We start from the raw sequence: 25,497 nt of genomic DNA, 5'->3' as shown, positions 1-25,497 counted from the left end.
GGTCCACGGGACTTTCCTAGGTGTTGAGGCCTCTTGAGCGACGCGCCACAACCCATAGTGCTCTTTCTGGAAACAGGTGCAAGAGGGGGGCGGCGGGGTTGATACGGACCGCCCTGCAGGGGTGGACAACATGGGGCATCGCGCGACGCGTGGAAAGTCCTGCCCCCATCACTGGCGCAAGAGCCTTAATCACAAATGCGCGCAAAAATTTTTCCACATAAATTGGCGGTGAGCCGAATCGCGTTTGCGACGAACCGAGTCTGGTTCCGGCAATGTCAAGGCGCCGTTGTCGCGAATATGGGGGTATCGGCGCGCGCCGCCACCCCAGATGCTGTATCCCCACGGCTCGGAACCGGTTGCAGCTCCTGCGCTCCGTCGGCTCCCCTATACTGCTTGCAGAGACAGGGTGGGAACAGGCGCCCGGTCATGCAACTGTAGCAGCCTGCGGAGCATTATGCTCCGGCATTGCGATCTACACCGTGAAAGGGACCAAGCCCCCATGTTCAACATCATCGGCGCCATTATCAGCGGCCTGTTCATCGGCGCGCTGGCCCAGCTGTTCTATCCGGGGCACCAGGGTTACAGCTGGGTCGCGACGATCCTGCTCGGCATTGGCGGCTCGCTTGTCGCCGGCCTCATCACCAGCCGGGGCCAGCGTGACTTCAGCCGGGCCGGCTGCCTTGCCTCGGTGCTGGGCGCGATGGCGCTGATCTTTCTGGGGCACGCACTCCACATCGGCGGCTGATCCCGCCCTTCGGAAAGGAAGCCCGCGTCAGGGCACCAGCACGGTATCGACTGGTTCGTCCCGCGTCTGCGGATAGTCCAGCGTATAATGCAGGCCCCGGCTCTCGTGCCGCTTGAGCGCGGACTGCACGATCAGCTCCGCCGATTGCAGCAGGTTGCGCAGTTCGATCAGGTCGGTCGAGACGCGGAAGTGGCGGTAGTATTCCTCGATTTCGGTGTTGAGGAGCTGGATGCGGTGCATCGCCCGCTCCAGCCGCTTGGTGGTGCGCACGATACCCACGTAGTTCCACATGAAGCGGCGGATCTCGGTCCAGTTCTGCTTGATGACGACTTCCTCGTCCGGCTCGGTCACGCGGCTTTCGTCCCAGGGGCGGACCGGCGGGGGGGCATCGAAGCTGCTCCAGTTCGCCAGGATATGCGCGGCCGCCGCATCGCCGAACACAAAACATTCCAGCAGCGAGTTCGAGGCCAGCCGGTTCGCGCCATGCAGCCCGCTCTCGGTGCATTCGCCCGCGGCATAGAGGCCGGGCAGATCGGTCCGCCCGTCAAGGTCGATCAGTACGCCGCCGCAAGTATAGTGCTGGGCGGGCACGACCGGGATCGGCTCCTTCGTCATGTCGATGCCGAGCGTCAGCAGCTTTTCGTAGATGGTCGGGAAGTGCTCGCGCACGAATTCGGGCGGCTGGTGGCTGATATCGAGGTGCACGAAATCGAGACCGAAGCGCTTGATTTCGGAGTCGATCGCGCGGGCGACCACATCGCGCGGGGCCAGCTCCAGACGCTCGGGATCGTAGAAGGTCATGAAGCGCTTGCCGGTGCGCGGGTTGATCAGCCGTCCGCCCTCGCCGCGCACCGCCTCGGTAATGAGGAAGTTCTTGACGTCCAGATTGTAGAGGCAGGTCGGGTGGAACTGCATCATCTCCATGTTGGAGACCCGCGCGCCCGCGCGCCAGGCCATGGAAATGCCGTCGCCCGTGGCGCCGCGCGGCGCAGTGCTGAACTGATAGACGCGGCCCGCACCGCCGGTGGCCAGCACCGTCGCGCGCGCGGTGAACGCCTCGACGCGGCCGCTTTCTTCATGAAGGGCATAGACACCCCAGACCCGCCCGGAGCCCGAATAGCGCATCTCGTGCCGCCCGGTGATGAAATCGATGCAGGAACGGCCCGGCAGCAGGGTGATATTGGGATTGGCCTCCGCCGCCCGCAGCAACGCCTGCTGCACTGCCCAGCCGGTGGCATCGTTCACATGGACGATGCGGCGGTGCGAATGCCCGCCTTCGCGCGTCAGGTGAAGCTCGTTGCCCTCCATATTGAACGGAACGCCCAGATCGATCAGACGGCCGATCGCCCGCGGTGCACGCTCGATCACGAACTGGACCGTCTCGCGCCGGTTGAGCCCCGCCCCGGCAATCATCGTATCGCGTTCATGCTCCTCGAACGTATCGCCTTCGTCGAGCACGGCGGCAATGCCGCCCTGTGCCCACGCCGTCGACCCGCCCGCGAGGCTGCCCTTCGCCAGAACGGCGACCTTGTGCTTTTCGGCGAGCGCCAGTGCCGCGGTGAGTCCGGCCGCGCCCGAACCGATGACGAGAATATCGAAAGTGCTGGCGGCGTTTGCTTGCGATTCCATCGCATCTCCTTGCCGGGACATGACAATCCCTGCAACATTTAGTGCAGGCCGGGCAGATACATTGCGCGGAAACAATGCTATATATACGGCGTTAAGAGTCTCCAAAGAGGTAGTATCGAAAGAGGTACTGCCACGAAGCTCCCTAGGGTCCGCCAGACAAACGGCCGCACCATTCCAAAGGACGACAAAGTGGCTCGACTTTTCGCACTGTGCCTCTTCAATAGACACCGCCCCACGCGCTCGAAAGTTCACTGGGATGGTGAGAAATATTCAGGCATCTGTAAGAACTGCGGACAGCCCATCAAGCGAAAGAAACACAGAGTGTGGAAGCGCGATCCGCAAGTACAAGAAATTTAGGCGGCCGCAGGCACAGATCATGCCTGGAATCCTTCCGCCCCTCCATTGTGGTTGAAAATATTTAACTTGTAACTTTAAATGCGCACACTTGGCCTTTCAGGCCGCGCTGCGTGCCTCGCTGGTCAGCGTAACGAAGACATCCTCCAGATCGGCTTCACGCGTCGTCACATCGACGATAGCGAACCCTTGCGCCTGAACCGCCGACAGGATCTCGCCCGCGTTGCTGCGATCCTTGTCGTAGGTGATCTGCAGTTCGCGCTCGCCCGCCTTCTCGCACTTGATGACGCCGGGGTGGCTGGGCAGCTCGGTCACATCGCGGTCCAGCGTGAGAACAAGGATCTTCTCGCGCGCCATGCCCACCAGCTCGCGCGTCGGCTTGTTGGCGATCACCTGGCCGTGGTTGATGATGGCGATGCGGTCGCACAGTTCCTCGGCCTCTTCGAGGTAGTGCGTGGTGAGCACGATCGTCACGCCTTCGCGGTTCATCTCCGTCACCAGATCCCAGAGCTGGCGGCGCAGTTCCACATCGACGCCCGCGGTCGGCTCGTCGAGCACCAGCACCGGCGGCTGGTGCACCAGCGCCTTGGCGATCAGCAGACGCCGCTTCATGCCGCCCGACAGCGTGCGGGCATAGGCATTGCGCTTGTCCGCCAGATGGACCGCACGCAGCAATTCCTCCGAGCGGCGCAGGTGCTTGGCGATGCCGTAGAGCCCGGCTTGGATCTCCAGCACCTCGAAAGGGGTGAAGAAGGGATCGAAAACGATTTCCTGCGGGACGATGCCGATCGAGCGCTTGGCATTGCGCTGGTCGCGGTCGATATCGAAGCCCCAGATCTCGGCGGTGCCCGAAGACTTCCGCACCAGCCCGGCGAGGATGTTGATCAGCGTGGACTTGCCCGCGCCGTTCGGCCCCAGCAGGCCGAAAATCCCGCCCTCGGGCACATCGAACGATACCCCGTTCAGCGCCAGCTTACCTTCGGCCTCCCCGGCGGGCGCATAGCGCTTGACGAGATCGCGGATCGAAATGGCGGCGGCGGGCTGGGAGGCAGTACTCATGGCCCCAGCATGTGGGGCAGGTTTGCGCCCGCGTAAAGGCCCCCGCAACGGGTGCAGGGGCCTTTTTCGGATCGAAAGTGTGCCTTCGCCCGGCCGTCAGGCGGCCCCGGCGCCTTCCGGCACCTTCTTCGCCTTGGGCTTGTATTCCGCGCCCTTGTAGCCCGCGCCATAGTCCAGCGTGCCGAACATCCAGTCATAGAGCAGCGAAATCGTCGCGAAGTTGCCGCCGGTGAAGCGCGCGTGATGGTTGTGGTGCATCACCGACATCGTGTTGAGGTACTTGAAGGGGAAACGGTCCACCGTCCACAGATCGTGATTGTGCAGATTGATCTGCGAAAAGGCGGTCCAGGTGATCACGATCGTGACGACATGGAAATCCCCCATGAAGCGCGACAGCACGAAGATGCACGCGACATAGAGCCCCAGCCCCATCGCCACTTCGAGCGGGTGGATATAGCTCGAATCCTCACGGCACGGATTGTGCTGGCGGTGGTGCACGGCGTGGACCCAGATCAGCGGCCCGCCGAGGAACCCGGCGTCGTGGAACAGGAAGCGGTGCACCAGATAGTAGAAGAAGTCATAGACCATCAGGATCACGAAGCAGTCCAGCAGCACCCGCCAGACCGGCTGCGGCGCAGCCGTCAGGCAGAACGGCAGCACGCCCGCGAAGATCACCACCCAGAAGAACAGGCCCCACTTGCGGTTCCAGCGCTGGTTCGCCGCATAGCGCGGGTTTTCCATTTTCTGGCGATAGGTCTCGCGGTTGAGCCGACTGGCCTCGCGAAACGCGGGCACCAGCCGCACCAGCAGCTTTCCCGCCAAAGATACGGCCATGATTCCAAGCGCCGTGTAGAGCGACAATTGCCATTGATAACCTGCCGCCAGTCCATCCCAAAACGCGCTGTCCATTGTGCGATCCTCTCAAACGTTGCCTCCCGGACCGGCTGCACCGATCCCGAGAACACCGTTCTCATAGCGAGATGCGGTGGATCATTTCCTTGTTCCAGATCAAATTCGAGAACTGCGGACAGCGGCGGAATTCAGATTCCGGCGTACCAGGCGTAAGTGCCGTTATCCTCCCAATAGCCGCCCTTGCCGCCGTAGATGCCGTCGAGCGAGGACACCGCCTCTATGCGGGTGACGAACTTGGCATGCTTGTAGCCGAGCTGGCGCTCCACCCGCAGGCGCAGCGGGGCGCCGTGGGCCTGTTCGAGCGGCTTGCCGTTCATCGCCCAGGCCAGGATCGTCTGCGGATGGAAGGCATCGACCAGATCGATCGATTCGTAATAGGGCCTGCCATGATAGAGATCGGCGCAGTGGAACACGATGTACTTCGCCTGCGGCTTGAGCCCGGCAATGTTGAGAATGGGACCAAGGCGCGGGCCCGTCCATTTGCCGATCGCGCTCCAGCCTTCGACGCAGTCGTGCCGGGTGATCTGGGTGCGCTGGGGCATGGACTTGAGCATATCCAGCGGCAGCGTGAGCGGCTTTTCGACCAGCCCCTCCACCCGCAGCGACCACTGCGCGAAGTGTTGCGCCAGATGCTGGCGGTAGACCGGATCGGCCACTTCGCGGCTGCCGTTGGCGCGGAAGCGGGGGGACATGTCCGCCTCGGTGAACTCGCGCGCCAGAGCGTGGCGGCCGAGTGCGCGCTGAGTGATCTTGTGCAGGTCTTCCGCGCCCTCCAGCGTGTGGCGGAACGTGGGGTTCTCGAACAGCTTGTCGCAACCGGAAAGCATCAGGCTGCCCGCGCCGGCGGCACTGCCGCGGATCAGCGTGCGGCGCGAGAGGATGAGGCGGCTCATGCGGCGTTCTCCGTCACGGTCTTTTCCTTTGGCAGGCGGTAGCGGCCGGTGATCATCGAGCGCACTTCGTTGAAAGGCCCGGCCAGCAGAACCATCGCCATGTGAACGAGAAAGAACGCCACCAGCAGTGCCGCGCAAATGAAGTGCACCGAGCGCGCCGACTGGCGCCCGCCGAACACTTCGGTGACAAACGGGAACCACGCATCGGTGCCGGGGGACAGGGCGAGGCCAGTCAGGATCATCAGCGGCAGCAGGCCGAACAGCACGCCGGCATAGGCCAGTTTCTGCAGCACGTTGTATTTCAGCGCCGCCACGCCGGTGGGGAAACGCAGCCGTGCATGCTCTTTCACGTCATGCCAGATGTGCGAGGGCCGCCATTCGGCGCGGGTGATGTGAATGTCCCGCGCGATATGCCGGTTGACCAGCGACCACAGCAGATAGAGCAACAGCCCCACCGCCAGCACCCAGGCGAAAGCAAGATGCCAGATCCGCGCGCCCGCCAGACTGTAGCGCGAGGGGACCGTCAGCCAGTAGGGAAAGGCGCGGCGCTGTGTGCGCCCGTCCTGATCCTGCCACAGGCCCAGAACCCCGGTGGTCTCGATCCGCGCCGAGCCGATCTGGAGGTAGCCAAACTCCTTGCCGCCCATGCGCGCGGAGCTGATCTTCAGCCAGGGCGCATCGTAGTTCGCGCCATATTCGCCCCAGTAGAGGCGCGGGTGGGCATTGAAGATCATCAGCCCGCTCATCAGCATGACAAGCAGCGTCACGGCATTGGTCCAGTGCCACAGCCGCGTGGAGAGGCGGTGGCGCTTCACGAGATCGCCGCCCTTCGGCGGCGTGCTGGCGGTCTGTTCGTTCATATGCGGGTCAATCCGGGATTTCCGTCCACCAGCCGGATGCGCAGCGTGTTCTGCACAAGGGCGGTGGCGATATATTCGCCCACCATCACGGGAAATTCGATAAGTTGCGCCTCGTCCCAGCTGCGCGCCAGCACATCCCAGGTCGCGTCCGACAAGGCCTTGTCCTCCAGCAGTTCCTCCACCCCGCGCAGGATGGCCGCCTCATGCGCGGTCCAGCCGGATGCGGCGGAGCCTTCGCGCACGCGCTCTACCGCCGCGCCATCCAACCCCACGCGGCGGGCGATCTCGACATGCTGGCCCCATTCGTAAGGCGCGCGGCACAGCCAGGCGACCCGCAGCACGGCCAGCTCGCGTTCGCACGCGGGAATCCGGCCATTGAACAGCACTGCGCCCCGTTCCATCTGGCAGCGGAACAGCGCCGGGTGCTTGAAGATGGTGCGCATATATTCGGCCACACCTTCGACGCGGGGCGCCCCGGCCCCATCGCGCACGGCATGGACCAGCTCGCGGGAGGCCGCATCGATATCGTCTTGAGCCACCGGCCTGATGCGCGGGCCATCACCCACCACATGCGCCTGACGCGCCGCGATGTCGAAGCCCGGATCGAAATCCGCCGCCACTGTTCCTGTACCCATGCCCGCTCCTTTCCCCTGTGTTCGTTACGGAACCCCTTAAGGTTACAGCATGCACGCCGGCTCCGCTGCTTATTCGCCGATCAGATGGACCGCGATCTGCCGGTGGTGCGGCATCGCCCGATGCTCGGCAAGGTAAATCCCCTGCCACGTGCCCAGCGCCATGCGCCCGCTCATCACCGGGATCTGCAGGTTTACCCCGGTCAGCGTGGCCTTGAGATGCGCGGGCATGTCGTCCGGCCCCTCGTCGTCATGCGCATAGTTGCCGCCTTCGGGTGCCAGCCGGTCCAGCCAGTCCGCCAGATCGGTGCGCACTTCGGGCGCGGCGTTTTCCTGGATCAGCAGCGAGGCGGAGGTGTGGCGGCACAGCAGCGTCAGCAGCCCTTCGGAAACGCCGGTTTCCGCCAGCCAGCGGGCCATCGCACGCGTGATATCGGTGAAGCCGCGCCCCGAAGTCTCGAAGGAAAGGATAGTGGACACTTGTCTCATGGCCGCGCGATCTTGATCCCTTGCCGCGCAGGTTTCAACAGATAGCGGGACAAGACATAAGGAGAGAGGCGCATGGAAACCGAGTTCTGCAAGGTCGAGACGGACGGGCACGTCATGACCGTGACGATAGACCGGCCCGAACTGCGCAATGCCCTCCACGCCGAAGCCAGCTATGAACTGAGCGAAGTGTTCGACCGGTTCGAGAGTGACCCGGACCTGTGGGTGGCGATCCTCACCGGCGCGGGCGGCAAGGCCTTTTCCGCCGGGGCAGACCTGCGCACCCCTTCGAACAAGGACGATCCGCGCGCGTGGAAGGGGATGCCCGTGCCGGCGAAGGGCTTTGCCGGGCTCACCTGGCGCTTCGACCGGCACAAGCCGGTGATCGCGGCGGTCAACGGCTTCGCCATGGGCGGCGGGTTCGAGGCGGCGCTGGCCTGCGATGTGATCGTGGCGGCAGAGAATGCCAGCTTCGGCCTGACCGAACCCAGAGTGGGCCTGGCCGCGCTGGGCGGCGGTATCCAGCGCATCGTGCAGGAACTCGGCCCCAAGCGCGCCCACGCCATGTTGCTGACCGCGCGCAAGATCTCCGCCGCACAGGCGCACGAATGGGGCATGGTCGCCGAAGTCGTCCCCGGTGAAGAGCTGATGGCCTGCTCGCGGCGCTGGGCAGAGGAGATCATGGCCTGCTCGCCCGGCTCGATCATCGCCACCAAGGCGGTGATGCAGTCCTACTACGATCTCGGCATGGAAGCTTCCAACCGCGAGATGTTCGATCTTCCCGAAGTCCGCGCGATGCTGGCTAGCCCGGACATGCGCGAAGGCGGCAAGGCCCTGTTCGAAAAGCGCGCGCCGGTCTGGTCCAACCCGCAATGAGCGTGCCGCCGCCCGTTCTTGTCGAGCAGAAAGACGCCATCGCACTCGTCACGCTGAACCGGCCGGAGCGGCGTGACGAGTGCGATGTGGACTTGCTGTCCGTCGTCAGAACATTTGGCCAGTACGCGGCGTAGATTAGCGGGTTGCGTAGGCTTGGATCATGTGATCGCCCCCCGGCGGCATCGATGTGCCAGGGTGGGTCTGAAACGATCCACACAGGAGAGCGGTCATGTGTGAGATTATCACGGTCGGGCTCGATCTGGCGAAGAATGTGTTTCAGGTACATGGTGCTGATGCCGACGGTCATACTGTGCTTCGCAAGAGGCTGAGGCGAGACCAGGTCCTGACGTTTTTCGGTCAGATGCCACACTGCAGGGTCGCGATGGAAGCCTGCGGTGGCGCGCATTTCTGGGGGCGCGAGATCGGCCGGAGGGCCAAGGAGAACGATATTGCTCGTCGGCTGATGACGGTGCCAGACATCGGGCCGCTGATCGCCACGGCCCTTACGATCCTAGCTCCACCTCCTGAGACGTTCCGGAAGGCCCGGGATTTTGCTGCATGTGTTTAGTTCCTGCATTTGATGGTGCATCATCCATGCAGGAATGGAAGGATGCGCTACGGGATCTGCCGGTTGCCAGAGGTGACCGGCGACAGGGAACCCAAGAAGAAGTTCAAGACCTATCCGACCGGCTACTTCCACATCGACATTGCTGAAGTGCGCACCGCCGAAGGCAAGCTCTATCTCTATGTCGCCATCGATCGGACCAGCCAGTTCACCTGCCCGTCGCGTTATGCCGATGGTCCCACGGCCATCTATATGACCCATATGTCCGACATACGCTGCCGCGAGAACGGGATCGAGCACAGGCTTACCAAGATCAAGCACCCATGGACCAATGGCCAGGTCGAGCGGATGAACCGGACGATCAAGGAGGCAACGGTTGAACGCTATCATTACGACAGCCATGCCCAACTGGCCGCCCACCTCCACGACTTCATAAATGCCCACAATTACGGTCGACGCCTGAAGACCCTGCGCGGCCTCACTCCCTACGAATACATCTGCAAATGCTGGACAACCCAGCCAGACCGCTTCAGGCTGGAGCAACGCCATCAAAGGCCGGAACCAAACATCTCTAATAAACGCCGGATGGAAGTCCTGCAGCAGGTCACGCCAAGACTAGCAGCAAGCCTGAATAACGCTCATGTTCGATCAGGCCGGGTGGCACCCATCTATCGGACCGACTCCACATTTCAACTAATACACCCTGCTGCCGCTCAAGTGCCCCATACTCAACCTAGTCGAGAACATATGGCGGTTCATGCACGACAATTGGCTCTCCAACCGCATTTTCTCATCCTGCCACAGCGTCGTCGACCACCGCTGTCACGCTTGGACCGAACCATGGCGCATCATGTGTCCAGGGGTCACCAACGGGCGCATGGGGCGTGATCAGAGAATCTTGATATGAATGGCCGTGTGGCAACATTTCGTTACGGTTTCGAACAAGGCGCGAAATGGAGACTTCCTTATCTGGCGGAAACATAACCACACGATGGAGACCGCTATGATCTCGGCATTCTTTTTGGCCATTGCAGGCCTTTCCGCTGCACCCGCAAACGCGTATCCGGCCTACGCCGCCGACACAGTGAGAAGACTCAAGGGGCACGCGTCGCTTCCCGCCACGGCCAGGGGCCCGAAACCGGCGGCTACGCAAATCAAATGTCATCCAGAACCGACCAAAGGCCGCGCCTGCCGCCATCATGCCATGCAGGCCAAGCAGGAACGCCGGAATGCCACCCCGCTCGCCGAAGCCTCGAACATGACGCCAGGGGAGATCATGCAGTGATGCTCCTTCGCACGATCCTGGCAGGCTGCCTGGCGCTGGGCTGGGCCGGGTCAGCCGCAGCCTACGATGAACTGCCGCGCGGGCTCGCCAAGCTGACACCGGCCGACGTAGCCGAGCGCATTCACGTCGACGACGAAGCGCTCGAACCGCATATAGTGGTCTCGACCCATAAGGTCTGGGACCGCGGACGCAGAATCGAAGGGGCCTATGCGAGCGACGTTCACATGCGAGCCCTTGTCGACCGGCAGAGCGGCGCGGTGCGCTGGCAGGTGTGGCACGAACTGATATACCCCAGCCGCCAACCGGAAATGGTTGGGGTCAACTACCGGACTGAAGGACGTCTGAGGCAAGCTGACATTCTCATCGCCGAGCACTGGTCCGACGACTGCCCCGGCGTGGATGACGTACCCGCCTCCTGCAACAAGTACGCCCGATTCATTTTCGAAATCCCGGGGTCCGTAGTGGAGGAGATCGCGGAGACCTATCACCCCAAGAGCCGGGATCCCTGGCGGCTTCGGTTCAAGGACGAAAACGGCGGATCGATCACCGGCGGCCTGGCCCCCGCGGAAGCCGCAGGGCTGATGCAAGCTGTGGAGCGGCTTCGTACCAGCCAGGGCGATTGAACAACTGCCCGATACAAAAAACATCCAGAGCGCGGTTTGCGGGACCGCGCCCGCCCCCTATATGATTGCGAACCAGTGCAAAGACGATGACGCTCGCCCCCACGCTCAGATCCCCCCACGATTCCATGTTACCACCGCCCACTATCCTCCTGGTTGAGGATGACGGTGCATTGAGGACGTTGACCGCCCGCGCCTTGCGGCAGAGTGGATTCAATGTGCTGACCGCCGCAACCGGCGCGGAAATGTGGGTCACGCTCAAGGAAACACCGATCCAGCTCATCGTACTCGACATCATGCTGCCGGGTACCAGCGGTTTCGATCTGTTTCGCAAGCTGCGCCGCGAGAGCGACATGCCGATCATCTTCGTGAGCGCGCGGGGCAGCGAGGAAGACCGGGTCCTCGGGCTAGAACTCGGCGCCGATGACTATCTCGCCAAGCCCTTCAGCACGCGTGAACTGGCCGCACGCGTCAGCGCCGTGCTGCGCAGGGGGGGGGGAATCGAGACCGGTCTGGACAGCAGTGCCGACGGGCGTCCGCCGGATTTCATCCATTTCGATGGTTGGCAGGTCTCGCCGGCTCGCCGCGAACTGCGCTCGCCCAGCGGCGCGATCGTCGATCTTACCGGCGCCGAATTCGACTTGCTCTCCACCTTCCTGGGCTATCCGCAGCGCGTGCTCGGGCGCGAGCGGCTTATGGAGCTTTCGCGCTCGCGCATCGGCGACAGTTCCGACCGCAGCATCGACGTGCTGGTCAGCCGCCTGCGCCGTAAGCTGCAGGCCGAGAGTGGCGAGCCGATAATCGTGACGGTCCGCGGCGTGGGCTATATGTTCAAGGCGGAAGTGACCCGCAACTGATGGTCGGCCGCTTCGTCGCGATCTTCCGCCGGCTGGGACTGCCCGAGCGCCTTCTCGGCATTCTCCTGCTGGTGATCGTCGTTGATTCTCTAGCGAATTCTATGCTGTTCGACCGTGCCAACTCGTTCGAACTGCGCCGCGACGACGCGCAGCGCATCGCCGAAAACCTAGTGCTATCCACCCGCATGCTCGAACGTGCGCCACCACACGAGCGCGATGCCTTGGCCGACGCGTTCAGCACCGAGCACTTTACGCTAGACTGGACGGCGCCGGAAGACCGCAGACGCGGATCGCTGGGCCTTGCCAACTTGCGCGCGCAAGTGGTCGAGATCGAGCCGGAACTGGCCTACGCGGACTTGGAGCTGCATCTCGAGGAGCTCCCAGGGAAAGGCAATATCGGCGGCTCACTCAAGCTTGCCGACCGTAGTGTCCTTCGTTTCCATACCCATGCCCATGCGGCCTGGACCCTGACGGCGGGGCGCATTGTCAGCATGTTACTGCCGACGCTGCTGCTGATCGTGCTCGCATGGATCCTGCTGCGTGCAACGCTCAAACCGCTGCGCAACCTGATTGGAGCAACGCGGCACCTCGGCTCGGAGCTGATCCAGCCGGTTCCCGAACGTGGCCCGGATGAGCTGCGCAGCCTGATCCGTGCGCTCAACGAAATGCAGCAGCGCATTCACCAGTCGCTAGTCGATCGCACGCAGACGATGTTGGCGATCGGCCACGACCTCAAGACGCCGCTATCGCGCATGCAGCTTCGTCTAGACGATGGAGCCGTGGCTCCCGAAGTACGCGAAGGACTGGCGCATGACATCGGCGAAATGCGGATGTTGCTTGAATCCCTGCAAGCTTATGTCGACAGCGACGGACGCAACATCCGGCCCGAACGGATCGACATTGCCGTGATGGCCGAAACGCTGGTCGATACCGCAGCGGATCACGGCGCTGATGCAACCTATTCCGGCGCGTCTCATCTCGAGGTCTTTGTGCGGCCGGTCGCGATCCGGCGCGCCCTGTCGAACCTGATCGAAAATGCCATCCACTATGGCGGCAATGCCGACGTCCATGTGCGCAGGGACGGTGGTGCTGCTGAGATTGTCATTGAAGACAATGGCCCGGGCATTCCGGAAGAGCGCATCGCCGATGCCCTTCAGCCGTTCGTAAGGCTCGACACGTCCCGGGCGCGCGATACAGCCGGCATGGGTCTGGGCCTTCCCATCGTACGCAAGGCGGTTCGCATGGAACACGGCACGCTCGACCTGCACAACCGGCTGGGAGGCGGCTTGCGTGCAACAATCAGATTGCCACTGGCCCCGGATTGAGTGCCTGCTGCACTGCAGCAAGATTTCGTTACATTCGCGAACGACAGAAGAAAACCGGCCCACCTAACTCTTGGGTGATCCCGGCGGCATCAGGCCGCCGGTAGATGATGACCCACAGAAAGGTGACCGACGTGAACGAATTAATCGGCCGCGTTTTCCATTTCGAAAAGTCGATATTCCCGGCTCATGGCGAGCTGTTCGGCAAGCTGACCACGCATGGCCAAGAGCCCAAGGCGCTAATGATCTCCTGCGCCGACTCGCGGATCGTGCCCGAACAGATCATGCAGGCACAGCCCGGCGACCTGTTCGTGTGCCGCAATGCCGGCAACATCGTTCCGCCCTACTCGACGATGAATGGCGGGGTGACTTCCACAGTCGAATATGCCGTCGCCGTCCTTGGCGTAAACGACATCATCGTGTGCGGCCATTCCGACTGCGGTGCGATGAAGGCGCTCAGCGACCCGGCCGGACTGGAAGCAATGCCGAACGTCGCGGCCTGGCTGCGTCACGGCGCAGCTGCCGAGCATATCGTCAGCACCTGCCATGGCGAGCTCGAAGGCAAGGAGCGCGTTCGCGCGATCAGCCTCGAGAACATCATCGCCCAGATCAGCCACTTGCGCACGCATCCTGCCGTGGCAGCCGCCATCGCACGCGGCGAGATGACGCTGCACGGCTGGTTCGTCGATATTCACGCCGGGCAGGTGCTGGGTCTCGACGGCGATAGCGGCGAATTCATAGCACTGCGCGAGGACCGCGATCTGCCGGTCGCGCTGGCCGCCCGCACGCGCACCGCCACCGAATTCGCGGAGGCCGCCGAATGAGCGCAGCTCTCGCCGCCATGGGAGAGGCGCGCAGTGGTCTCTTCGCCCATTTCGGACGTGACTTCACTGCGTCCATCGTCGTGTTTCTGGTGGCGATGCCGCTGTGCATGGGCATTGCCATCGCCTCCGGCGTACCACCGGAAAAAGGGCTCGTCACCGGCATCATCGGCGGTATTGTTGTGGGCCTGATCGCAGGTTCGCCACTGCAGGTGAGTGGCCCTGCCGCCGGCCTCGCTGTCATCATCTTCGAATTCGTGCGCGAACATGGCCTTGAAGCGCTTGGCCCGGTGCTGCTGCTGGCCGGTATGCTCCAGGTCGTCGCCGGTGCCCTCAAGCTCGGCGGCCTGTTCCGTGCGATCAGCCCGGCCGTCGTGCATGGCATGCTTGCCGGTATCGGCGCACTCATCGTAATCGGCCAGTTCCACATCCTGTTCGATGAAAAGCCGCTGTCCAGCGGGCTTGAGAACATGGCAATGATGCCTGCCCGTGTCCTGGGCCTCGACTTCTCCGATGCCGCGGCAACCGAACTCGCACTCGCGCTCGGCCTGCTGACGATAGGTGTGATGATCGGCTGGGAAAAGCTGCGTCCCAAATCGATGTCGCTCGTCCCTGGAGCCCTGCTCGGCGTGATGGCCGCAACCCTGATTGCTTGGGGCATGAGCCTTGATGTCGCGCGCATTCAGGTGCCCGAATCGATCGGCTCGGCCTTTGCCCTGCCAACGTCGGCCAGCTGGATCGCTCCGCTGGCCAACCCATCGCTGATCGTCGCGGCGCTTGCCATCGCCTTCATCGCCAGTGCCGAAACGCTGCTTTCCGCCGCTGCGGTGGACCGCATGCACGATGGCGTGCGCACCAAGTACGACAAGGAACTGAGCGCGCAGGGGATCGGCAACCTGCTGTGCGGCCTTGTCGGCGCACTGCCGATGACCGGTGTCATCGTGCGCAGTTCTGCCAATGTGCAGGCAGGCGCCAAGACCCGGCTTTCGGCGATGCTGCACGGCATCTGGATCCTGGGCTTCGTCGCTCTCCTGCCCTGGCTGCTCGCCGAAGTGCCGATGGCGGCGCTGGGCGGCGTGCTGGTGGTGACCGGCTGGAAGCTCGTGAGCCTCAAGCATGTGCGCCACCTGTTCAAGGCCCACGGCTTCCTCCCGGCCGCGGTGTGGGCTGTCACGTTCATCCTGGTCGTAACGACGGACCTGCTGACGGGCGTTCTGGTTGGCCTGGCGCTGACGGCGCTCGAACTGCTGCCGCACCTCAAGGAACTGCGCCTTAAGGTGCATCAACATGACGACGACGAGGAAACCCGCCTCGAGATCCACGGCGCCGCGACCTTCGTCGGCCTCACCAAGTTGAATGCCGCGCTGGAACGTCAGCCGACGGGCCGCCCGGTCCACCTAGATCTCGGCAAGGTCAAGGCCATGGATCACACCACCGCCGAAACGCTCAGCGAATGGATCCAGCGCCGCCGTCAGAGTGGTCATAAGGACCGCGTGACGGGCGATCCTTCGGTCCTGCGTCCGCTGCCTCTCGGCAACTGACCCTTTCACCTGGCGGCCGGACACCCTCACGTTCGGTCCCCCTACCTTCCGGGCGGACATGTATATGCATGTCCGCCCGGCTTTCTGTCCCGCGGATCACCCGGGCGCGGAAACATTTCGTCACAGGCCAGAAAACGAAGCGACAAGCCTTCCCGGTAGGCCGGATGGGTCGGCGCGAAACGCACTCGCCACGAAGCAGAGTTCGGCGCGTCGGCCGCAGGATGGGACGGATAAATCACATCAACATGAGGGCGTTCCCAATATGAAAACTCGTCTGCTTGCAGGTGCCGCAGGTCTGGCTGCTGCCTGTCTCGCGTTTGCCGCTCCCGCCGCAGCGCAGGATATCCCCGAATCGATCACCATATCGGGCAGCGCTGCCCTGGTGACCGACTACCGCTTCCGCGGCGTCTCGATGACCGACAAGGAAATGGCGGTTCAGGCCGGTCTGAGCGTTTCGCATGAAAGCGGCGTCTATATCGGTACCTGGGCCTCAAACCTGTCAGGATGGGGCACGTTCGGCGGGTCCAACATGGAACTCGATATCTACGGCGGTTTTGCCACCGAGATTGCCAGCGGTGTCACTCTCGACGTCGGTCTGACTTGGTACATGTTCCCCGGCGGCCTCGACACGACCGACTTTGCGGAACCTTATGTGAAGCTCTCCGGTGATATCGGCCCTGCCAACATCCTCGTTGGCGTCGCCTATGCACCCAAGCAGGAAGCGCTTGGTGCATGGTACAACAGCGCCGCCTCGATCGCCTATGACAACCCAGGCGACAAGAACGACAATCTGTACTTGTGGACCGATGCAAGCGTCGGCATTCCGGGCAGCGCCTTAACTCTCAAGGGGCACATTGGTTTCTCGGATGGCAACCCTGGCCTTGGTCCCTGGGGTACAAGTCCAGCACCGACCGGTAAGTATGTCGACTGGATGCTGGGTGCAGACTATGTGCTCGGCCCCGTAACCCTCGGCGCGGCATATATCGACACCGACCTGACGAGGTCCGAAACCGCATACCTTCAGCCTAACTTCTCATCAACTAAGAACGGTTCATCGATCGCTGGATCGACGGTAGTGTTCTCACTTTCCGCTGGTTTCTAAAAGGCTTGGAACACAAGCCCGGAATAATATCAGCAGTCCAGAACATCCGGCCTTTCGGCTAGGTGTTCTGGACTTGTAATGGCTTTATGCCGGTCATTTCAGAGCACATTGCTCATCAAGAAGACAAGGGATATTCTGGAAAGGGCTACGCAGTTCTTCGCTCGCCAGCGACTGTGAAGTTAGCCTTTGTCCCTAGGTGTTTGGTCCTGGCATTTGATGGTGCGGATTTAGCCTGAAGCGGTCTGGCTCGGTTGTCCAGCATTTGCAGATGTATTCGTAGGAAGTGAGGCCGCGCAAGCATCCAGTGTGTTCTTAGCACTGCGTGCGCCTCACGGCTCCCGCTTGCCCATTTCCGCAGGCCCCTTACCTGAAGCAGGCGGCTGTGTACCGGCGGCTGCTTCCCCCAGCAGCATGTGCAGACGCTCCAGCCCGGCGAGAATCATCGCCTGTTCCCAGAAGGGTAACTCCCCGTAGCCACGGCTGAAACGCAGCTGCAAGGGGAACGGTGAAGCTTCCAGTTTTTCGCGTCCCTCCGGCGTCAGGCGCAGGATCACCTGGCGCTTGTCATGCTCGCCCCGCGTGCGCGTCACCAGCCCGGCGGCGACCAGCCGGTCGGCGATGTTGGTGACGGTAGCCTGCCCCAGGCGGAGAGCCGCTGCCACCGCGCCAGGCGTGATCGTCTCGTGCCCCGCGATCTGGCGCAGCACCATCACCTGGGATGGCGTCATGCCGATCGTGGCGGCCATTTGGCGCGTTTCGAGCTCTGCTGCCTGCAGAACTTTTCGAAGGGCTACTATCGCGGCTGGCGTGAGATCGGCTTCCATGCCCAAACGCTAGCTTTCCTGCGCCGCTGCGCCAAGCATGGATATATTTCTAAAATCGAATTATATGGCTGAAGTCTCGCGCCCAGATCAGCGCCTCCCGAACGTCACTGTTGCATTTTTTCCTTTTTTTCCTATTACACGCTTCGCATCTGACATGAAGCAGCAACAACCAAGCACATCTTATGTGCTTCGGAGGGTGAAGTAATTTACATATTGGAAGTGAGTGAAACCGGCTCCCGGGACGATTCCGGGAGCGCCAAACGCACGGCTGCTGCCCCGGACCTTGTCCTGCGCAGCCCCACTGCTGAAGATGGCCCGGCCATCACCGCCCTGATCGCGGCCTGCCCGCCGCTCGATCCCAATTCCGCGTACTGTAATCTCCTGCAGTGCAGCGATTTCGCGGACACGTGCGTGGTCGCCGAAGTGAACGGCCGAATCGCCGGCTGGATTTCCGCTTACCGCCTGCCGTCGCATCCTGAGCGGATCTTCGTCTGGCAGGTTGCCGTCGATACTTCTGCACGCGGGCTGGGCCTTGGCGGGCGTATGCTCGACGAACTGGCCGCCCGCCCCGCCGTGCGCGGCGCCACCACGCTGACCACTACCATTACCGAGGCGAATCCCGCCTCATGGGCCCTCTTCACGGCCTTTGCCCGGCGCCACGGCGCCGAACTCACGAAATCCGAGCGCTTCACGCGCGACGCGCACTTTGCCGGTGCGCACGACACGGAATGGCAGGCGAGCATTGCACCGCTGCCATCCGCCCCGACCAACTGAACAGGGAATCATCGACATGACGACCACCCCCAAGCCGAGCGCCACGACGCCCGACACCAAGATTTACGAGCGGCGCGAATCCACCGTCCGCAGCTATTCACGCTCGATGCCGCGCCAGTTCAACCGCGCGCAGGGCGTGTGGATGCACGACAGCGAAGGCGGCCGCTATCTGGACTTCCTGTCGGGCTGCTCCTCGCTCAATTACGGGCACAACCACCCCGTCCTGAAGCAGGCGCTGGTGGACTATATCGCCAGCGACGGCGTGACTCACGCGCTGGATCTGCACACCGATGCCAAGGCCCGGTTCCTTTCCACGCTGGAAGACGTGATCCTCAAGCCGCGCAGCCTTAACTACCGCGCGATGTTCACCGGCCCGACCGGCACCAACGCGGTAGAAGCCGCAATCAAACTGGCCCGCAAGGTGACGGGCCGCGAAATGGTGGTGGCCTTCACCAACGGCTTTCACGGCATGACGCTGGGCGCGCTCGCCTGTACCGGCAACGCGGGCAAGCGCGGCGGCGCGGGCGTGCCGCTGGGCCATGTCAGCCATGAACCCTATGACGGCTATTACGGTGACGAGGTGGACACCGCGGATCTGCTCGAACAGCGGCTGGAAGATCCGTCGAGCGGCCTCGATGCCCCGGCCGCCTTCCTGGTCGAGACGGTGCAAGGCGAAGGCGGGCTCAACGCCGCATCGCCCGAATGGCTGCGCAAGATTGCCGCGCTCGCCAAGAAGCATGGCGCGCTGATGATCGTCGACGACATCCAGGCGGGCTGCGGCCGTACCGGCGGCTTCTTCAGCTTCGAGGACATGGGCTTCACCCCCGATATCGTCACGCTGGCCAAGTCGCTTTCCGGCATGGGGCTGCCTTTCGCGCTGACCCTGCTGCGCCCCGAACTCGACGTGTGGAAGCCGGGCGAGCACAACGGCACGTTCCGCGGCAACAACCACGCGTTCGTGACGGCCACGGCTGCGATGCGCGAATTCTGGGCCGATCCGAAGTTTGCCGGAGATATCGCCCGCCGGGGCCGCATTCTCGAACAGCGGCTGGAGCGCATGGCCAAGCGCCATGGCCTCTCCACCCGCGGACGCGGCATGATGCGCGGCATCAACGTTGGCAGCGGCGATGTGGCGGAAAAGATTACCGGCACCTGCTTTGCCGAAGGGCTGATTATCGAGACCAGCGGCGCGCATGACGAGATCGTCAAGGTCCTCGCCCCGCTGGTGATCGATGACGACACCTTCCAGGCGGGCCTCGACATTCTGGAAGAAGCGATCGCCGAAACGATCGCACCGGTCGATGCCTCCGGCACCACCAGCGGCAAGTCGGACCGCAAGCTCGGCCTCGCGGCCTGAGCGGCGCCGTCCCCGCACTCCCAACTCTCTTATTCAAGGAATACCGGCATGATTGTCCGCCAGCTCAAAGACATCCGCAAGGGTGACAAGAACGTCAAGTCCGATGGCTGGGAAAGCGCCCGCCTGCTGCTCAAGGATGACGGCATGGGCTTCTCCTTCCACGTAACCACGCTCTACACCGGCGCGGAACTGCACATGCATTACCAGAACCACCTCGAAGCCGTGCTCGTCCTCAAGGGCAAGGGCACGATCGAGGATCTGGCCACCGGCGAGACGCACGAGCTGAAAGCCGGGGTGATGTATGCCCTCAACGATCACGACAAGCACATCGTGCGCGTCGAGACCGAGATCCTGTGCGCCTGCGTGTTCAATCCGCCGGTGACGGGCCGCGAAGTCCATGACGAGACGGGCGCCTACCCCGCCGATACAAGCGATGCTGACTCAAGCAGCGCCGCGACAGGCAACGAGCGCGAACCCGCCCTTTCCGACTGAAGCTGACCAAAAAAGGGGGTAAAGATGCAGGACCTTTATCCGACCCGTTGCACGGGCGAGCCGCAATTGCTCGCCCGCAGCGAACCTGTTGTCCGGCGCGCCTGGGAACCCGGCGCGCCGCTGACAAAAGAACAGATCGAACAATTCGGCCGCGATGGCTATCTCGTGCTGGAGGATGTCTTCTCCGCAGACGAGATGGCCGCCTTGCAGGCCGAGACCGGCCGTCTGCTGGGCGATCCGGCAGCGCTGAAGGACGAGACCGTGATTGCCGAGCCGGGCAGCCGCGAGGTCCGTTCGATCTTCGAGATCCACGGCCAGAGCGAACTGATGGCGCGCCTCGCCGCCGATGTGCGGCTGGCCGGTGTCGCCAGCTACCTGCTCGACGATCAGGTCTACCTCCACCAGTCCCGGCTCAACTACAAGCCGGGCTTCCAGGGCAAGGAGTTCTACTGGCACTCCGATTTCGAGACCTGGCACGCGGAAGACGGCATGCCGTGCATGCGCGCGCTGTCGATGTCGGTGCTGCTGGCGGAGAACACGCCCAACAACGGGCCGCTGATGGTGATCCCGGGATCGCAGCGCGTCTATGTGACATGCGTGGGCGAGACGCCGGACGATCACTACAAGCATTCGCTGCGCAAGCAGGAATACGGCGTGCCCGACGATGACAGCTTGGCCGAACTGGCCCACAAGCACGGCATCGTTGCCCCCACTGGCAAGCCCGGCACCGTGATCGTGTTCGATTGCAACCTCATGCACGGCTCGAATGGCAACATCACGCCGTTCCCGCGCTCGAACGCGTTTTTCGTATTCAATGCCGTCAGCAACCGGCTGACCGATCCCTTCGCCGCCGCCAGGCCGCGGCCGGACTTCATCGCCGCGCGCCACGTGCGCCCGATCGTGCCGGTTTCCGGCCATCTGGAAGGAGAACTTGCATGACTGCCACGCATTCCGTCGAAAAGATCGGCGGCACTTCCATGGCAGCCACGTCGACCGTCTTCGACAATGTGCTGATCGCGGGCCGCAAAGGGCCCGATCTCTACAACCGCATCTTCGTCGTCTCCGCCTATGCCGGGATGACCGACCTGCTGCTGGAGCACAAGAAAAGCGGCGAGCCGGGCGTCTATGCCCATTTCGCGGACAACGAAACGCCGGGCGCCTGGCGCGGGGCTCTGGCGGACGTGATGGGCGCCATGTGGGCCCGCAATGCCGAAATGTTCGCCCGGCCCGAAAGCCGCGAAGAGGCGGACAAGTTCGTCGCCCAGCGGGTAGCCGCGCTGGAAGCCTGCCTCGACGATCTCGACCGGCTGCGCGCGCATGGCCGTTTCTGCCTCAAGGAACAGATGACGACCGTGCGCGAGATGCTCGCCGGGCTGGGCGAGGCGCATTCCGCGCATTCGACCGCGCTGCTGCTGCGCGACCGGGGCGTCAATGCCGTCTTCGTCGATCTCACGGTGTGGAATCATGAGGACCTCGTCAGCCTCGACGACCGCATTCGCGGCGCGCTGGACAAGATCGATCTGGCCACGCAGATGCCGATCGTGACCGGCTACGCCGGGTGCGAGGGCGGCATGGTGCGCCGCTATGCACGCGGCTATTCGGAAATGACCTTTTCACGCATCGCCGTCATCACCGGCGCGCGCGAGGCGATCATTCACAAGGAATTCCACCTTTCCAGCGCCGATCCGCGCTTGGTGGGGGAAGCCAAGGCGCGCAAGATCGGCCGCACCAATTACGACGTGGCGGACCAGCTCGCGAACCTGGGCATGGAAGCGATCCACCCGCGCGCCGGGCGCGGCCTGCGCCAGTCGGGCATTCCGCTGCGCGTGCGCAACACGTTCGACCGCCATGACGGCGGCACGCTGATCTGCGGCGATTACATCTCGGACAAGCCCCGCGTAGAGATCGTCACCGGCCTTGCCTCGATGCAGGCGCTGCAGTTCTTCGAACAGGATATGGTCGGCGAAAAGGGCTATGACGCCGCGATCCTGCAAGCGCTGACCAAACACGGCGCGTGGATCGTCAGCAAGAGCTCGAACGCCAACACCATCACCCACTACCTGAGCGGCACCGGCGCCGCGAAGATGGCGCGCATCGTGTCCGATCTGGAAGCCGCCTATCCCGGCGCCGCGGTAACGACGCAGCCGGTGGCGATGGTTTCCGTGATCGGCAGCGACTTGTCCGAACCAGGGCTGGTGCCCCGCGCGCTGACGGCGCTGGACAAGGCCGGAATCGGCATGATCGCCATGCAGCACCAGATCCGCAACGTTGACGTGCAGTTCATCGTCGCCTCGCAGGATTTCGACGCCGCCGTGCGCACTCTGCACGGCGCGCTGATCGACGCCCCCGTCCAGCCGGACCTGGCCGCGGCCTGAGAGGAAAAGAAGAAGGGGACGGAACGGCCGCAGGGTATTGCGTCTGCGCCCGTCCCCTTTCACATCCTGCCTTTATGCTTCAGGCCATTCTCCCCGTTCGCAGCATTCTGATCGCCATCTTCATGCTGATGGCAGGCAGTGGCGTCATGAACACGCTGGTCAGCGTGCGGCTGGAGCGCGCGGGAAGCGGCGCGCTGCTGATCGGCCTTGTTGGTACGGCCTATTTCGCCGGACTGATCGTGGGGGCTCTGAGAATCCCCTCTCTGGTGCGGCGGGTCGGCCATATCCGGGCCTTCGCCGCCTGTGTCGCCGCGGTCAGCGCCAGCACGCTCGTCTATGCCGTCCACCGCGATCCCCTGCTGTGGGGTATGCTGCGTTTTACCGACGGCATCAGCGTCGCGGGCGTCTACATCTGCCTGGAAAGCTGGCTTAACGAGCGGGCCGACGCCGAAACGCGCGGGGCCGTGCTCGCAGGCTACATGACCGCCCTCTATGGCGGGCAGGCGGCCGGGCAGTTCCTGCTGGGGCTGGGCAATTCCGATCCGGCGCTGCCGCTTCTCGTCGCCTCGATCCTGATATCGCTGGCGTCCATTCCGGTGGTGCTGACGCGGATCATCGCCCCCCTGCCGGACGCAGACGATTCGCCGCTGTCGTTCCGCGAACTCTATGGCGTGTCCCCGCTGGGGATCATGGGCGTATGCGTTACCGGGTTGATGCTTGGCGGTTTCTACGCCCTGGGCGCCGTCTATGCGAGCAGGCTGGGCATGAACCTCTCCGCGACCGCCCTGTTCATGAGTATGGCCATTCTGGGCGGCGTGGCCCTGCAGTGGCCGCTGGGCCGCCTGTCCGACCGGATGGACCGGCGCAAGGTCATCGTGTGGAGCTTTGCAGGCACATTGGCCGCCAGCCTCGCCATTGCCCTCGTCGGCAGTCCCGGCTCGCTGCTGATGGGGCTTGGCGCCGTGTTCGGCGGCCTCAGCTTCGCGCTCTACCCGCTCTGCGTCGCGCATACCAATGACCACCTCAGGCCCGAGCAGCGCATTGCCGCCAGCGGCGGCATGGTCATGCTCTACTCGCTGGGCGCCGCCCTCGGCCCTCTCGCAGGCGCCACGGCCATGGCCATAGCGGGCACCGGCGGCCTGTTCTTCTTCATCGCGCTGTGCGCAGGCGGCGGGCTGGCCTTCGGCCTGTGGCGCCAGACCCGGTCCGCACCGATCCCGATGGATCTGCAGGAACAGTACGTCATCCTGCCGCGCACCACCCCGGCCTCGGCCGCGCTCGATCCGGTGGCCCCGGATGAGACCGCCGATGAGCAACGGAGCCTTCATTGACCAGCACCCGCAGCACCGCCCATCCCGGCATCGGCGCCAATGTGCCGAGTGGCCATCCCGAGGCCACACCGCCGGGCGTGCTCCGCCGTGCTATCGCGGCGTCCGCCATCGGCAATGCCACCGAGTGGTTCGACTATGGCATCTATGCCTATGGCGTGACCTACATCGCGGCCGCCCTGTTTCCCGGCCAGGCAGGCGAAGCCACGCTCTTCGCATTGGCCACTTTCGCGATCTCGTTCCTGGTGCGTCCGCTCGGCGGGCTGTTCTGGGGGCCGCTGGGAGACCGCTACGGCCGCAAGGCCGTGCTCGGCGCAACGATCATCATGATGGCGACAGCCACCGTGGGCGTGGGCCTCATTCCCTCCTACGATACGATCGGCTTTTGGGCGCCGCTGCTGCTGGTGCTGCTGCGCATGGTGCAGGGCTTCTCGACCGGCGGCGAATATGGCGGCGCCGCGATTTTCATGGCCGAATATGCGCCGGACAAACGGCGCGGCTTTTACGGCAGCTTCCTCGAAGTCGGCACCCTGGCGGGCTTTTCCGCAGGCGCCCTGCTGATGCTTGGCTTTTCGCTGCTGCTGGGCGATGACGCCATGCATGCCTGGGCCTGGCGCCTGCCTTTCCTGCTGGCCGGGCCACTGGGCCTCGTGGGCGTCTATCTGCGCGCCCGCATGGCCGAAACCCCCTTGTTCCGCGAAGTCGAGGAACACCACACGCAGGAACCTTCCGCCGGGCTCGAACTGCGCCATTTGTTGACCCGCTACCGCCGCCCCCTGCTGGCAATGGGCGGCCTCGTGGTCGCGCTCAACGTCGTGAACTACACGCTGCTCAGCTACATGCCGACGTACCTGGAACGCAGGCTGGGCCTGTCTACCGATGCGGCGCTGATGGTGCCGATCGCAGGCATGCTGTTCATGATGGTGCTGCTGCCCTTCGCCGGGGCCCTCTCCGACCGTATCGGCCGCAAGCCGCTGTGGCGGGTTTCACTGGCCGGACTGTTTCTGGCCGCGATCCCGCTCTACCACTTCATCGGCATGGGCATGGCAAGTGCTGTAATCGGCTTCATCATCCTGGGCCTGCTCTACGTCCCCCAACTGGCGACAATTTCAGCCACCTTCCCCGCCTTTTTCCCGACGCCGGTGCGGTTCGCCGGATTTGCGATTTCCTACAACCTGTCCACCTCGTTGTTCGGAGGCACGGCACCGGCGCTCAATTCCTGGCTGATTGGCCAGACCGGAGATCCCCTGATCCCGGCCTATGTCATGATGGCCTCATGCCTGGCCGGGCTGCTTGCCCTGCACTTCACCGAAGAAAGCGCAGGCAAACCGTTGGACCGGGGCGAGGAACCGCAACTCTAGGAAAACCGGACAATTTGAGCGGCCATGAGTTACGTCTTTCCACAACATGCAATGCTTGGCTGAGCACAGAATGCCGTCTTGGAATCAGTGAGAAGCTCGAAATTCCACAATAACTATTTATTGTTGAAAATGAATAGTAGAATTAGACAATTTTAGAACCCCAAACCCGCCCCCGATCGATCACACTGAATAGCCCCTAGATTCTGGACGCTTTCGATTGAAACCTCCCGGATTTTCCAAAGGATTCGATTCATGAGAAGGAGTTCTCGTTATGCGCAAACCGGCCCCAGCAGCCTATCGGACGACGAACTCGAAATCCTGCAACGCAACGCTGGCGAAACGGGGTTTACTCCAGGTCTGGTTGGATGCCGAGATGCAGTAGCTGTGAGCGACCACCAGCAAGCGCGGACGCCAGCATGGTGGTGAG

At 63.3% G+C, this 25,497-nt stretch carries 25 protein-coding genes and 4 pseudogenes; 20 read left to right on the top strand and 9 right to left on the bottom strand.

Going from position 1 to position 25,497, the window contains the following annotated elements; genetic code table 11:
* Nucleotides 1-499: 499 nt before the first annotated feature.
* On the top strand, nt 500-745 hold the full coding sequence (locus MTR66_RS10195) for a GlsB/YeaQ/YmgE family stress response membrane protein (protein ID WP_243920560.1): 246 nt from the start codon (nt 500-502) through the stop codon (nt 743-745).
* Nucleotides 746-772: 27 nt separating this feature from the next.
* On the opposite strand, the gene nadB is transcribed toward MTR66_RS10195, so the two are convergent.
* The 7 genes from nadB to MTR66_RS10160 form a co-directional block, all read right to left on the bottom strand.
* Nucleotides 773-2,374, bottom strand: a complete 1,602-nt coding sequence (nadB, locus tag MTR66_RS10190; RefSeq protein ID WP_243920558.1) for an L-aspartate oxidase — start codon at nt 2,372-2,374, stop codon at nt 773-775.
* 453 nt (nt 2,375-2,827) lie between these two features.
* On the bottom strand, nt 2,828-3,787 hold the full coding sequence (locus MTR66_RS10185; protein ID WP_243920557.1) for an ABC transporter ATP-binding protein: 960 nt from the start codon (nt 3,785-3,787) through the stop codon (nt 2,828-2,830).
* Between the two features lie 96 nt (nt 3,788-3,883).
* Nucleotides 3,884-4,696 carry a sterol desaturase family protein gene (locus MTR66_RS10180; protein ID WP_243920555.1) on the bottom strand — a complete coding sequence of 271 codons (813 nt, stop codon included), beginning with the start codon at nt 4,694-4,696 and terminating at the stop codon, nt 3,884-3,886.
* A 131-nt stretch (nt 4,697-4,827) separates the two neighbouring features.
* Nucleotides 4,828-5,592: a molybdopterin-dependent oxidoreductase gene (locus MTR66_RS10175; protein WP_243920553.1), complete on the bottom strand. Its 765-nt coding sequence runs from the start codon at nt 5,590-5,592 to the stop codon at nt 4,828-4,830.
* Nucleotides 5,589-6,452, bottom strand: coding sequence for a cytochrome b/b6 domain-containing protein (locus MTR66_RS10170; protein ID WP_243920551.1), 864 nt, complete (start codon nt 6,450-6,452; stop codon nt 5,589-5,591). The genes MTR66_RS10175 and MTR66_RS10170 overlap by 4 nt, the downstream gene beginning before the upstream one ends.
* Nucleotides 6,449-7,087: a carboxymuconolactone decarboxylase family protein gene (locus MTR66_RS10165; RefSeq protein WP_243920549.1), complete on the bottom strand. Its 639-nt coding sequence runs from the start codon at nt 7,085-7,087 to the stop codon at nt 6,449-6,451. The genes MTR66_RS10170 and MTR66_RS10165 overlap by 4 nt, the downstream gene beginning before the upstream one ends.
* A gap of 69 nt (nt 7,088-7,156) precedes the next feature.
* A complete protein-coding gene (locus tag MTR66_RS10160) occupies nt 7,157-7,573 on the bottom strand; it encodes a secondary thiamine-phosphate synthase enzyme YjbQ (RefSeq protein WP_243920547.1) in 417 nt (138 codons plus the stop codon).
* Between the two features lie 72 nt (nt 7,574-7,645).
* Here MTR66_RS10160 and MTR66_RS10155 point away from each other — a divergent pair, with 72 nt between their 5' ends.
* The 11 genes and pseudogenes from MTR66_RS10155 to MTR66_RS10110 all read left to right on the top strand — a co-directional run bounded on the left by MTR66_RS10155 (nt 7,646) and on the right by MTR66_RS10110 (nt 16,559).
* Nucleotides 7,646-8,446, top strand: a complete 801-nt coding sequence (locus MTR66_RS10155; protein ID WP_243920545.1) for an enoyl-CoA hydratase-related protein — start codon at nt 7,646-7,648, stop codon at nt 8,444-8,446.
* Nucleotides 8,447-8,448: 2 nt separating this feature from the next.
* The gene (locus tag MTR66_RS21220) at nt 8,449-8,580 is read left to right on the top strand and encodes a hypothetical protein (protein WP_268740426.1); all 132 of its coding nucleotides are present in this window, start codon (nt 8,449-8,451) and stop codon (nt 8,578-8,580) included.
* Nucleotides 8,581-8,675: 95 nt separating this feature from the next.
* A pseudogene (locus tag MTR66_RS10150) lies at nt 8,676-8,870 on the top strand (IS110 family transposase); the annotation flags it as partial.
* A gap of 189 nt (nt 8,871-9,059) precedes the next feature.
* Nucleotides 9,060-9,461 (top strand): annotated as a pseudogene (locus tag MTR66_RS10145) (integrase core domain-containing protein); the annotation flags it as partial.
* Nucleotides 9,462-10,014: 553 nt separating this feature from the next.
* Nucleotides 10,015-10,296: a hypothetical protein gene (locus MTR66_RS10140; RefSeq protein ID WP_243920543.1), complete on the top strand. Its 282-nt coding sequence runs from the start codon at nt 10,015-10,017 to the stop codon at nt 10,294-10,296.
* Nucleotides 10,296-10,919 carry a hypothetical protein gene (locus MTR66_RS10135; protein WP_243920713.1) on the top strand — a complete coding sequence of 208 codons (624 nt, stop codon included), beginning with the start codon at nt 10,296-10,298 and terminating at the stop codon, nt 10,917-10,919. The genes MTR66_RS10140 and MTR66_RS10135 overlap by 1 nt, the downstream gene beginning before the upstream one ends.
* 125 nt (nt 10,920-11,044) lie before the next feature.
* Nucleotides 11,045-11,773, top strand: a complete 729-nt coding sequence (locus tag MTR66_RS10130; protein WP_243920711.1) for a response regulator transcription factor — start codon at nt 11,045-11,047, stop codon at nt 11,771-11,773.
* Nucleotides 11,773-13,098 carry an ATP-binding protein gene (locus MTR66_RS10125; RefSeq protein WP_243920541.1) on the top strand — a complete coding sequence of 442 codons (1,326 nt, stop codon included), beginning with the start codon at nt 11,773-11,775 and terminating at the stop codon, nt 13,096-13,098. The genes MTR66_RS10130 and MTR66_RS10125 overlap by 1 nt, the downstream gene beginning before the upstream one ends.
* Before the next feature lie 131 nt (nt 13,099-13,229).
* Nucleotides 13,230-13,919, top strand: a complete 690-nt coding sequence (locus MTR66_RS10120; protein ID WP_327194494.1) for a carbonic anhydrase — start codon at nt 13,230-13,232, stop codon at nt 13,917-13,919.
* The gene (locus MTR66_RS10115) at nt 13,916-15,457 is read left to right on the top strand and encodes a SulP family inorganic anion transporter (RefSeq protein ID WP_243920539.1); all 1,542 of its coding nucleotides are present in this window, start codon (nt 13,916-13,918) and stop codon (nt 15,455-15,457) included. The genes MTR66_RS10120 and MTR66_RS10115 overlap by 4 nt, the downstream gene beginning before the upstream one ends.
* A gap of 262 nt (nt 15,458-15,719) precedes the next feature.
* Entirely contained in the window at nt 15,720-16,559 is an 840-nt protein-coding gene (locus tag MTR66_RS10110; RefSeq protein WP_243920537.1) for a TorF family putative porin, read from the top strand.
* A gap of 192 nt (nt 16,560-16,751) precedes the next feature.
* On the opposite strand, the pseudogene MTR66_RS10105 reads toward MTR66_RS10110, so the two are convergent.
* Together MTR66_RS10105 and MTR66_RS10100 are read right to left on the bottom strand one after the other, a co-directional pair.
* A pseudogene (locus MTR66_RS10105) lies at nt 16,752-16,856 on the bottom strand (IS481 family transposase); the annotation flags it as partial.
* 32 nt (nt 16,857-16,888) lie between these two features.
* Nucleotides 16,889-17,383 (bottom strand): MarR family winged helix-turn-helix transcriptional regulator, encoded by a 495-nt coding sequence (locus MTR66_RS10100; protein ID WP_243920535.1) that lies wholly within the window; start codon nt 17,381-17,383, stop codon nt 16,889-16,891.
* Nucleotides 17,384-17,671: 288 nt separating this feature from the next.
* Here MTR66_RS10100 and ectA point away from each other — a divergent pair, with 288 nt between their 5' ends.
* The 8 genes and pseudogenes from ectA to MTR66_RS21435 all read left to right on the top strand — a co-directional run.
* A complete protein-coding gene (gene ectA / locus MTR66_RS10095) occupies nt 17,672-18,157 on the top strand; it encodes a diaminobutyrate acetyltransferase (protein WP_268740435.1) in 486 nt (161 codons plus the stop codon).
* A gap of 16 nt (nt 18,158-18,173) precedes the next feature.
* Entirely contained in the window at nt 18,174-19,514 is a 1,341-nt protein-coding gene (ectB, locus tag MTR66_RS10090; protein WP_243920531.1) for a diaminobutyrate--2-oxoglutarate transaminase, read from the top strand.
* A 48-nt stretch (nt 19,515-19,562) separates the two neighbouring features.
* The gene (locus tag MTR66_RS10085; protein WP_243920529.1) at nt 19,563-20,006 is read left to right on the top strand and encodes an ectoine synthase; all 444 of its coding nucleotides are present in this window, start codon (nt 19,563-19,565) and stop codon (nt 20,004-20,006) included.
* 24 nt (nt 20,007-20,030) lie between these two features.
* Entirely contained in the window at nt 20,031-20,945 is a 915-nt protein-coding gene (thpD, locus tag MTR66_RS10080) for an ectoine hydroxylase (RefSeq protein WP_243920528.1), read from the top strand.
* Nucleotides 20,942-22,381 (top strand): aspartate kinase, encoded by a 1,440-nt coding sequence (locus MTR66_RS10075; RefSeq protein ID WP_243920526.1) that lies wholly within the window; start codon nt 20,942-20,944, stop codon nt 22,379-22,381. Before thpD ends, MTR66_RS10075 begins: the two co-directional genes overlap by 4 nt.
* A gap of 74 nt (nt 22,382-22,455) precedes the next feature.
* Nucleotides 22,456-23,712 (top strand): MFS transporter, encoded by a 1,257-nt coding sequence (locus MTR66_RS10070; RefSeq protein ID WP_243920524.1) that lies wholly within the window; start codon nt 22,456-22,458, stop codon nt 23,710-23,712.
* A gap of 29 nt (nt 23,713-23,741) precedes the next feature.
* Complete coding sequence (locus MTR66_RS10065; protein ID WP_243920707.1) at nt 23,742-25,070, top strand: MFS transporter; 1,329 nt, start codon at nt 23,742-23,744, stop codon at nt 25,068-25,070.
* Between the two features lie 271 nt (nt 25,071-25,341).
* Nucleotides 25,342-25,446, top strand: a pseudogene (locus MTR66_RS21435) (IS5/IS1182 family transposase); the annotation flags it as partial.
* Nucleotides 25,447-25,497 lie beyond the last annotated feature (51 nt).

The organism is Novosphingobium beihaiense (assembly GCF_022832375.1).
In the GTDB taxonomy this organism is placed as follows: Bacteria; Pseudomonadota; Alphaproteobacteria; order Sphingomonadales; family Sphingomonadaceae; genus Novosphingobium; species Novosphingobium beihaiensis.
This window is presented reverse-complemented; position numbering and strand designations above follow the sequence as displayed.